Source organism: Nocardia sp. NPDC058518, from assembly GCF_042719655.1.
GTDB lineage: Bacteria > Actinomycetota > Actinomycetes > Mycobacteriales > Mycobacteriaceae > Nocardia.
The window spans coordinates 1-8,634 of the sequence record NZ_JBHXNJ010000016.1 but is presented as its reverse complement, the minus strand read 5'-3'; the positions used below and the strand labels follow the sequence as shown (position 1 = coordinate 8,634).

General features: G+C 68.3%; 9 protein-coding genes. 6 read left to right on the top strand and 3 right to left on the bottom strand.

Features of this window, described 5'->3' with window-relative positions; genetic code table 11:
- The first annotated feature begins 214 nt into the window (after positions 1 to 214).
- The 3 genes from ACFWPX_RS24680 to ACFWPX_RS24670 all read left to right on the top strand — a co-directional run bounded on the left by ACFWPX_RS24680 (position 215) and on the right by ACFWPX_RS24670 (position 2,975).
- The gene (locus ACFWPX_RS24680) at positions 215 to 1,081 is read left to right on the top strand and encodes an alpha/beta fold hydrolase (protein ID WP_378929733.1); all 867 of its coding nucleotides are present in this window, start codon (positions 215 to 217) and stop codon (positions 1,079 to 1,081) included.
- 111 nt (positions 1,082 to 1,192) lie between these two features.
- A complete protein-coding gene (locus ACFWPX_RS24675) occupies positions 1,193 to 2,392 on the top strand; it encodes an alpha/beta hydrolase family protein (RefSeq protein WP_378929405.1) in 1,200 nt (399 codons plus the stop codon).
- 181 nt (positions 2,393 to 2,573) lie between these two features.
- Positions 2,574 to 2,975, top strand: coding sequence for a helix-turn-helix domain-containing protein (locus ACFWPX_RS24670; protein ID WP_378918230.1), 402 nt, complete (start codon positions 2,574 to 2,576; stop codon positions 2,973 to 2,975).
- A 50-nt stretch (positions 2,976 to 3,025) separates the two neighbouring features.
- On the opposite strand, the gene ACFWPX_RS24665 is transcribed toward ACFWPX_RS24670, so the two are convergent.
- Complete coding sequence (locus tag ACFWPX_RS24665; RefSeq protein WP_378918228.1) at positions 3,026 to 3,640, bottom strand: TetR/AcrR family transcriptional regulator; 615 nt, start codon at positions 3,638 to 3,640, stop codon at positions 3,026 to 3,028.
- Between the two features lie 60 nt (positions 3,641 to 3,700).
- On the opposite strand from ACFWPX_RS24665, the gene ACFWPX_RS24660 reads away from it, so the two are divergent.
- From ACFWPX_RS24660 to ACFWPX_RS24650, 3 genes are all read left to right on the top strand, one after another.
- Positions 3,701 to 4,699 carry a patatin-like phospholipase family protein gene (locus ACFWPX_RS24660; protein ID WP_378929402.1) on the top strand — a complete coding sequence of 333 codons (999 nt, stop codon included), beginning with the start codon at positions 3,701 to 3,703 and terminating at the stop codon, positions 4,697 to 4,699.
- Between the two features lie 100 nt (positions 4,700 to 4,799).
- Positions 4,800 to 6,275 (top strand): flavin-containing monooxygenase, encoded by a 1,476-nt coding sequence (locus ACFWPX_RS24655; protein ID WP_378929399.1) that lies wholly within the window; start codon positions 4,800 to 4,802, stop codon positions 6,273 to 6,275.
- Positions 6,276 to 6,309: 34 nt separating this feature from the next.
- Positions 6,310 to 7,143 (top strand): SDR family oxidoreductase, encoded by an 834-nt coding sequence (locus tag ACFWPX_RS24650; protein WP_378918225.1) that lies wholly within the window; start codon positions 6,310 to 6,312, stop codon positions 7,141 to 7,143.
- A gap of 20 nt (positions 7,144 to 7,163) precedes the next feature.
- Here ACFWPX_RS24650 and ACFWPX_RS24645 read toward each other — a convergent pair whose 3' ends face one another.
- Together ACFWPX_RS24645 and ACFWPX_RS24640 are read right to left on the bottom strand one after the other, a co-directional pair.
- Positions 7,164 to 7,754, bottom strand: a complete 591-nt coding sequence (locus ACFWPX_RS24645; protein WP_056821542.1) for a ClpP family protease — start codon at positions 7,752 to 7,754, stop codon at positions 7,164 to 7,166.
- A gap of 58 nt (positions 7,755 to 7,812) precedes the next feature.
- Positions 7,813 to 8,418, bottom strand: coding sequence for a ClpP family protease (locus ACFWPX_RS24640; RefSeq protein ID WP_056821541.1), 606 nt, complete (start codon positions 8,416 to 8,418; stop codon positions 7,813 to 7,815).
- Positions 8,419 to 8,634 lie beyond the last annotated feature (216 nt).

Sequence of the window (8,634 nt, the reverse complement as noted above, 5' to 3'; positions counted from 1 at the left end):
GGGGGGCCCCCCCCACCTCGCGCCGCTGTGATCACCCCCCCCCGCGGGTGGGGCCCCCCGGCTGGGCCCCATCGCTTGTACTCCCCGGGCGGGCTTCCCCACCCCGTGGACACCCCGCCGTTGGTGTTTGCGGACTTTCGTGACGAAGGAATACGGCCGCCGCCTGTCGAGTTCTAACCTCTAAAAGTCATTTAGAGAGTTAGGAAGTGCCATGATCAACCAGATCAGCCACCACACCGTCGAGATCCAGGGGCAGTCCCTCTTCTATCGCGAGGCGGGCGACCCGGACAAGCCGACTCTGCTTCTGCTGCACGGCTTCCCGTCCAGCTCGGTGATGTTCCGCAACCTCATCCCTGCGCTCGCCGACGACTATCACGTGATCGCCCCCGATCACCTGGGCTTCGGCCAGTCGTCCATGCCGTCGGTCGACGAATTCGACTACACCTTCGACAAACTCACCGAGCTCACCCGCGAACTGCTCGACACCCTCGGCATCGAACGCTTCGCGCTCTACATCCAGGACTACGGCGCCCCCATCGGTCTGCGGATCGCCGCGCGCGACCCAGGGCGGGTCAGCGCCATCATCACCCAGAGCGGCAACGCCTATATGGAGGGTTTCACCCCGTTCTGGGAGGTGCTGTTCGCGCACGCGACCGACCGCGTCACCCATGAGCCCGAAGTGCGCAAGCTGCTCGAGCTCGACGCCACGAAATGGCAGTACACACACGGTGTTCCGGCCGACCGGCGCGCGCTGGTCAGCCCGGATACGTGGACCCTCGACCAGGCCTACCTGGACCGTCCCGGCAACAAGGAGATCCAGCTGCAGCTGTTCTTCGACTACAAGAACAACCTCGACGGTTACCCCGGCTTCCAGAAGTACTTCGCCGAGCACCGGCCGCCGACACTCATCGCCTGGGGTGAGCACGACGAGATCTTCGGCGCCGACGGTGCCCGCGCCTACCTGCGCGACCTGCCCGACGCCGAACTGCATCTGCTCGACGCGGGTCACTTCGCGCTGGAGACGCACGGACCCGAGATCGCCGCGCTGATCCGCGACTTCCTCGGCCGGGTCGTGCGCTGAGTCCGGTGGACGGCTGGGTATCGGGGGTGCCCAGCCGTCCGGGCGGCATCGAGTAACCTGGTCGGCGGTCTATCGGCCACATCGTCGGCCGTCGGCATATCGGGGGGAAACTTGCACGCACGTATCACTCGGATGCTCGCGGCGGCGTGCCTGGCGCTGACGGCGTCGGCCTGCGCGCAGGACAGCCGACCGGTCGAATTCGCCGCGGCCGCACCTCTTTCCGTGTTCTACAACCCCAGCGCGGAGTCGATTCCGGGACAGCGTGGTTCGGTGATCCGCTCCCAGCCGCTCACCGGCGCGCAGGTTGTGCCCGGTGCCCGCAACTACCTGACGCTGTACCGGTCGCTGGACGCGCAGGAGAAGCCCGTCGCGGTGTCGGGAACGCTCGCGGTACCCGAAGGTGTTGCGCCCGCAGGGGGTTGGCCGCTCATTTCCTGGGGGCCGGGTAGCACCGGGGTCGCCGATGTCTGCGCGGCCTCGCGCTCCGAAGGTTCCTCGCCGAGCGGAGACGAACAGGCTCGCTGGGTGGCCAAGGGGTACGCGGTCGCCAGAACCGACTACCAGGGCTTGGGGACGCCGGGCGGTCACGGATACATGATCGGCGAGACCGAACAGCGTGCGATGGCCGATATCGCCACGGCGGCAAGGGAAATCGACAAGTCGGTCGGATCACGCTGGGTGGCGATGGGGCATTCGCAAGGTGGTCACGCGGCCCTGTTCGCCGCCGTCGACGCCAAGGGCTGGACGCCGAATTCGCCGTTGCTCGGCGCCATCGCGCTGGCACCCGCCTCGCACCTGGGCGAACAGGTCCGCATGGCGAAGTGGGCGGCGTCGAATCCGCTGGGCAAACTCGGTACCGGCGATGTGTCGGTGTACCTGCCGCTGTTGGTTCGCGGCGCCCAGACCGTGACCGATGTGGACCCCGCCCGATTCCTCACCGGCCGTGCGCAATCCCTGCTGCCGGTCGCCGACTCCGAATGCACCGGCGGACTGCGCGACAAGAGCAAGTGGGGCGGCTTGTCGGCCAAGGACGTCTTCACCTCCGACGGTGACGTCTCGGGGCTGCTGCGAGTCCTCGACGACAACGACCCGAGCGGCCTCCGATTCACCGTTCCGGTCCTTGTTCTCCAGGGCCGTTCCGACCTCACCGTCCCGCAGAACGCGACCGATGCGATGGTCGCCGAACAGCAGGGGCGCGGCGAGTCGGTCGACTACCGCAAATACGACGACGTCGACCACAGCGAAATCGTCTCCGCCTCCTTCGCCGACGCCCTCGGCTGGGCCGACACCCGCTTCGGCATCAAACGCTGAATTATTGGAGCGCTGGCGCGCTCGAGGCGGGGCCCTTCGGGCCCCTGATCTTCCCTCCCTCCGGGTACTCCTTCGTCGCACCCTCCGCTCAGTCCAGATCAGGGCGGGCCCCTTGGGGTGGTGGTTACGCCGAGAGCAGAAGAGCCGGGTGTTTCGGTCCCGGCATCCCTACGCTCGGAGTATGGGCGAGCACAACGGGTTGCGGGTGATTCCAGGCGGACGCGGCGAACAGCAGTCGCGGCCGGAACCACTCTGGCGTGAGGCGCTGGGCGAACGCCTGCGCGCGCTGCGCCTGGAACAGCGCTCCACCCTCGTCGACACGGCAGGTCGCGCGGGCATCTCGCCGCAGTACCTCTCCGAAGTCGAGCGCGGCCGCAAAGAGCCGTCGAGCGAGATGATCGCAGCCCTGGCCGGCGCCCTCGGCACCTCGCTGGGCGATCTCGTAGCCCAGGTAGCCGAATCCATGCGCAGGCACGCGCTGGTGCCGACGCGTGCGGTGGTGCTCGGCGGACAACGCCAGATCGCCCCCTCCCACTCCGCCCCCATCGCCCTGGCCCCGAACGCGGTCCTGCTCGCCGCCTGACCCGGCATCGGCCGATCAAGATCAACAGGCCTTGCGTGACGTCCTGGTGATCAACTGTCCATTGTCGCGGTTGTTCGCGCGGCGGCGATCTGGCTGCGGAGTAGATCGACGATCGCGCTGACGGGGAGTTCGGGGTCGATCGCGCGTTGCACGCCGAGGCCGATACCGAGCGAGAGTAGTTGCAGCGCGGCATCTTCCGCGGACATCGAGAGCTCGAGGCCGAGCTGGTCGGACTGCGTCTGGATGACTGTGGCGAGCATCGTTGTCAGGGTGCGTCGGCGCTCGGCGAGTTCGGTGCGGATCTCGGGCATGTGCCGGGTGCTCGTCGCGAACTCGACTTCCAGCGCGGTCCAGCCGACATCACCGATGTTCTCGTCGGCCCATCGCGCGAAACCTTCGATCCGCGCCGCCATGGTGTCGTGCGGCATCATCGCGTCCACGAGGGACTGCGCGCGCTCCACGTGCACCACGTCGAGCACGGCCAGGCCCAGTTCGTGCTTGGTCGCGAAGTTGGAGTACACCGCGCCCTTGGAGAATCCGGCCTCGGTGGCCACCTTCTCCAGCGGGGTCACGTTGTAGCCGTCGGCCATGAACAGTCGTTTGGCGGTCTCGACCAATCGTTCACGCGTGAGCGCGTGCGACTCCTTGCGCGTCATCCTGGCCATGTGCGGGAGTTTAGCAAAATGGGCTACCGCTGGAATTCAAATACCGTTAGTATTCGAAATATGACAACACGACGTGGCTTAGCGATCGGCTGCGGTGGCCTGCTCGGCTTCGCCTGGACCGCCGTAGCCCTCGACGCCGTCGAACGCGCGATGAACTGGGACACCCGCACCGCCGATGTCCTGATCGGCACCTCCGCGGGCGCCGAACTCGTGGCGACGCTCGGCTCCGGGCGCACCCCCGCCGACCTGCTCGCCGCCCTCGACGCGGCCCCGGGCGCCGACCCGATCCTGGCCGGTCATGTCGCCGTCGACCCCGGCAAATTCCCCCCGCTGCCAAGGCCCGGATTCCCCGGCCTCGGCCTGGTCGGCGCCGGTGTGCGCGCCCGTGCGCCCTACACCGCCCTGGCCGGGCTCCTTCCGCGCGGCCGCGGCGACGCCGACTGGTTGCGTTCGTTCGGTCATGCGCTGGCCGCCCCGAGCGGCTGGGTGAGCCACCCCGCGACCTGGGTGGTCGGCGCCGACGCGGCAACGGGTGAGCGAGTCGCCTTCGGAGCGAACGGAGCGCGCACGCACATCGCGACGGCCGGAGAATCGGTCGCGGCTGGTGCGGCGCAGGTCGATCTCGGCGACGCGATCGCCGCGTCCTGGGCCATCCCCGGGTGGTTCCCGCCCGTGCGGATCGACGGGAAGGACTACGTCGACGGTGGTTCGGTGTCGTCGGTATCGGCCGATCTGCTGGTGCCACTGGAACTCGACGAGGTGGTGATCATCGCCCCGATGACGTCCGAGGGCGGGGCACCGGCCACCGGCCTGAACCGGATCGAACGTCTGCTGCGCACGCAGATGACCCGCGGCCTCGACCGCGAAGTGGCACTGCTGCGCGCCGCGGGCACCCGCGTGATCCGCGTCGAACCTGGCCCCGAAGAACTCGCCGCCATGGGGCCGAACTTCATGGATTCGGCCCGCCGCCCTGCCACCATCGCCGCTGCCCGCCGCGGCCTGCCTGCCCGAGTCGCCCACGCACTGCGCGCTGACGACCTCGCGGGCCGAGGCGAATGATGCCGCTGCGATCGGCGCCGGGTTCCCGCGCGCCGGGGTTTCGGTTGATCTTCCGCGCCGGGGTCGGCGCACCACTCTTGTCGTTCGAAGGAGAAGTCGTATGAGCCGCCAGCACGAGGTTGTTGTGATCGGAGCGGGTGTTTCCGGCATCTGCGCCGCGATCAAGTTGATCGAGGCCGGGGTCGAGGATGTGGTGATCGTCGAGAAGGCCGACACCTTCGGTGGTACTTGGCGGGCCAACACCTATCCCGGCTGCGCGTGCGACGTCCCGTCCGGCCTGTACTCGTTCTCCTTCGCGCCGAACAGCGAGTGGTCGCGGCTGTTCGCGCCCCAGCCCGAGATCCTCGACTATGTCGACCGGGTGGCGCGCGAGCACGGGCTGGCCGAGCACACCCGGTTCGGGGTGGAGGTGGTCGGTTCGCGGTTCGACGATGCCGCGCAACTGTGGCGGCTCGACACCAGCGAAGGCCCGCTGAGTGCCCGCTTCGTCGTGTCGGCCGCGGGTCCGTGGAACGAACCGCGCCTGCCCGAGATTCCGGGTCTGGACGAGTTCCCCGGTGAGGTCTTCCACTCCGCGCGCTGGAATCACGACTACGACCTGCGTGGCAAGCGGGTCGCGGTGGTCGGGTCCGGTGCGTCCGCGGTGCAGTTCGTCCCCGCGATCCAGCCCGATGTCGCCGAACTGCACCTGTTCCAGCGCACGGCGCAGTGGGTGCTGCCGAAGCTCGATCACCGCGTGCCCGGCTTCGAGAAGAAGGTGATGCGACGATTCCCGTTCGCGCACAAGGCATTGCGATCGACCGAGTACGCGCTGATGGAAGGTCTCGGGGTCGCGTTCCGGCATCCACGGCCGCTGATGCAGACCGTGCAGGCCGTCGGCTCGGCGTATCTGCGTGCCGTGGTGCGTGATCCGGCACTGCGGGCGAAGCTGACCCCGGACTATCTGCTCGGCTGCAAGCGAATCCTGTTCTCCAACAGCTATCTCCAGTCGCTGACCAAGAGCAACGTCGACGTGCACGCCACCGGGGTCACCGAATTCCGTGGCAACACCGTGGTCGGCGCCGACGGCACCACCGCCGAGGTCGACGCCGTCATCCTCGGTACGGGGTTCCACATCCTCGACACCCCGCTGGCCGACATCGTCCGCGGCGCCGACGGCCGCACCATGGCCGAGCACTGGAAGGGCTCGCCCGAGGCCTACCTCGGCACCGTCACCACCGGTTTCCCCAACGCGTTCACCGTGCTCGGGCCCAGCCTCGGCACCGGCCACTCCTCGGCGTTCGCCATCCTCGAAGCCCAGGTCGCCTTCCTCGTCTCGGCGATCGAGAGTGCCCGGCGCGAAGGCTGGGCGGTGCTGGACGTGCGTCCCGAGGTACAGGCGCGCTACGTCGACCAGGTGCAAGCCGCGCTGGCAGGCACCGTCTACAACGCGGGCGGTTGCCACAGCTACTACATGGATGCCAACGGCCGCAACAGTTTCAGCTGGCCCTGGTCCACCGGTGAGCTCCGCACCCGCGTCAGCACGTTCGACCCGACCGACTTCACCATCACCGACGACGCGACGGTGCTCGCATGAGCGCCCGCGCACACCACCGACGAGAGGCCACCACATGAGCTATCCACGGATCGACCTCGACGGCGCCACCATCGCGATCACCGGCGCCGCCCGCGGCATCGGACTCGCCACGGCCAAGGCGTTCGTCGAGGCAGGCGCGTACGTCGCGCTCGGTGACCTCGACGAAGCGCTGGCCGTGCAGGCCGCCGCCGAGCTCGGCGACCACGCGATGGGCCACGCGCTCGACGTCACCGACAAGGCTTCCTACGCAGCGTTTCTCGAGGCGGCTGCCCGGTGGCGCGGTCCACTGGACGTGCTGGTGAACAACGCGGGCGTGATGCCGAACGGCCCGTTCCTCGACCAGTCCGACCGCATCGACCAGCTCACGATGGACGTCAACGTCTACGGCGTCATCCACGGCATGCGCCTTGCCCTGCCCGCCATGGTCGAGCGCGGCTACGGCCACGTGGTGAATGTGGCCTCGCTGGCGGGCAAGTTCCCGATCAAGGGACTGGCAGTGTACAACGCCAGCAAGTACGCGGTGGTCGGCCTGACCGCCGCAACCAGGCTGGAAATGGACGCCACCGGAGTCAGTGTGAGCGCGGTCCTCCCGTCCGCGGTGCGCACCGAACTCAGCTCCGGCATCGACTACGGCATCCTGCCCGCCGTCGACCCCGAGGACATCGCCGCCGCCGTGGTCCGCACGGTCAAGACCCGGGCGGCCGAGACCGCGGTGCCCGGGTATGTCGGCCTGATGGCGAACGCGTCCGGCCTGGTGCCGGAGCCGGTGATGCGGGCCTTCCGCAAGGTCGCCAACGACGACGCCGCCATCACCCGCGTCGACGACAACGTCCGCCGTGCTTACCTGGACCGCATCGAAAAGCAGTGATTCCCGAAGACCGCGCCCGATCACTCGCGTTCGTGCAGAACCTGGTCGACGAGCCCGTATTCGAGCGCGGTCTCGGCCGTGAACACCCGGTCGCGGTCGGTATCGCGGCGCAGGGTTTCCGGAGTCTGACCGGTGTGCTTGGACAGGATCGCCTCGATCGCCGCGCGCATCCGGACGATCTCGTCGGCCTGCAGGATGAGGTCGGGGATGGTGCCCTGGCCACGAGTCGCGGGTTGGTGCAACACGATTCGGGTGTGCGGGAGCATCGCCCGATGGCCTGGTGCGCCGCCCGCGAGCAGGACGGCGCCGACGGCGATCGCCTGGCCGACACAGGTGGTGTGCACCGGTGCCTTGATGAATCGCATGGTGTCGTAGACGGCGAGCATGGCGGACAGGTCGCCGCCCTCGCAGTTGATGTAGAGGCTGATCGCCTGGCCGGGGCTGTCGGATTCCAGGTGCAGGAGCTGGGCGATGAGCGCGTTGGCGACCCCGGAGTCGATGGGGGTGCCCAGGTAGACGATGCGTTCGCTGAGCAGGTGCGAGTAGATGTCGGTGATCCGCTCACCACCGCCACGATGCTGGGAGACGACGTTGGGAATCGTGTAGGTCATGAGATGGCCTTCCGGATGGTGATGAACGTCCTCGAAACCGCTTGTGCGGCAACGGCTCTCATGCGGTGATCCCGATGCGGTGCCGGTTCGGAACGACCTGGTCGAACGATTCGACGATGTGGTCGATGAACCCGTACTCGAGTGCCTGGGGTGCGGTGAACCAGCGGTCGTGCAGTGAGTCCTCGTAGATGCGGTCGAAGGGTTGTCCGGTGTCGGCGGCGATCAGACCGAGCACGGTGTCGACGGTGTGGCGCAGATCGTCGGCCTGCACTTCCACCTCCACCGCACTGCCGCCGATTCCCGCCGATCCCTGGTGCATGAGGACGCGGGCGTGCGGCAGCGCGTACCGCTTACCCGGGGTTCCGGAGGAAAGCAGGAATTGTCCGGCGCTGCATGCCAATCCGAGGGCCAGGGTGGAGACCTCGCAGGGCACGAGCCGCATCACATCGCGGATCGCGAGCATCGAGGGCACCGAACCGCCGGGGGAGTGGATCCACAGTGAGATCCCGGCCTCTGGGCTCTGCGCGGCGAGGGTGAGTAGCTGGGTGATGAGCAGGGTGCCGTTGTCGTCGTCGAGTGGACCGTCGAGGACGAGGATCCGCCGCCCGAACAGTTGCTCACGGGCCCGCCAGCTGAACATCGGAGTCTTGTCGTCGTGTGCCATAGGTCCACGGTGCCTCGCGCCCAGCATGATTCGCCGCCGTTGCTGCCCCCAGCAGATCTGCTCACAGCAGCTGTGTCTATTGGAGCGCTGGCGCGCTCGAGTTCGCGGCCCCTGGGGGCCGGGGGGGGGGGGGTGGCGCGGTGGTTGGTTAGGACGGGGGGCACGCTGCCCGAGCGCGCCCCAGCGGACGCCCCCCCACGCAGCGCGCCGCGCCGC

Excerpts from the sequence above, each read along its gene's own strand:
- ACFWPX_RS24645 (WP_056821542.1), bottom strand. The coding sequence starts at position 7,754 with ATGACCTACACGATTCCCAACGTCGTCTCCCAGCATCGTGGCGGTGGT.
- ACFWPX_RS24660 (WP_378929402.1), top strand. The coding sequence starts at position 3,701 with ATGACAACACGACGTGGCTTAGCGATCGGCTGCGGTGGCCTGCTCGGC.
- ACFWPX_RS24640 (WP_056821541.1), bottom strand. The coding sequence starts at position 8,418 with ATGGCACACGACGACAAGACTCCGATGTTCAGCTGGCGGGCCCGTGAG.
- ACFWPX_RS24655 (WP_378929399.1), top strand. The coding sequence starts at position 4,800 with ATGAGCCGCCAGCACGAGGTTGTTGTGATCGGAGCGGGTGTTTCCGGC.
- ACFWPX_RS24665 (WP_378918228.1), bottom strand. The coding sequence starts at position 3,640 with ATGGCCAGGATGACGCGCAAGGAGTCGCACGCGCTCACGCGTGAACGA.
- ACFWPX_RS24670 (WP_378918230.1), top strand. The coding sequence starts at position 2,574 with ATGGGCGAGCACAACGGGTTGCGGGTGATTCCAGGCGGACGCGGCGAA.
- ACFWPX_RS24650 (WP_378918225.1), top strand. The coding sequence starts at position 6,310 with ATGAGCTATCCACGGATCGACCTCGACGGCGCCACCATCGCGATCACC.